This window comes from Pelomicrobium sp. G1 (genome assembly GCF_051905455.1).
GTDB lineage: Bacteria > Pseudomonadota > Gammaproteobacteria > Burkholderiales > UBA6910 > Pelomicrobium.
The window spans coordinates 1-247 of record NZ_JBQACR010000491.1 but is presented as its reverse complement, the minus strand read 5'-3'; the positions used below and the strand labels follow the sequence as shown (position 1 = coordinate 247).

Below are 247 nucleotides of genomic sequence, written 5' to 3'. Positions count from 1 at the left end.
CCCCCTTTCCCAGCTTCGACAAAGCCATCGACCGCCGGCCCCTGCACCACGAGGTGGCGGCCCGGCTGCGGGACATGATCATCCAGGGGGAGCTCGCCCCGGGGGCGCGCCTCAACGAGCGGGTGCTTTGCCAACAGCTCGGCATCTCCCGGACACCGCTGCGGGAAGCGCTGAAGGTGCTGGCCACGGAGGGGCTGGTGGAGCTGCTGCCTAACCGGGGGGCGGTGGTCACCCAGCTCACCTTACG

1 protein-coding gene is annotated in these 247 nt (G+C 70.4%); it reads left to right on the top strand.

The features are described 5' to 3' along the window. Nucleotides 1-26 precede the first annotated feature (26 nt). Nucleotides 27-247 (top strand): GntR family transcriptional regulator (locus ACTFO6_RS19340; RefSeq protein WP_439935942.1); only part of this gene is annotated, 221 nt, incomplete at its 3' end.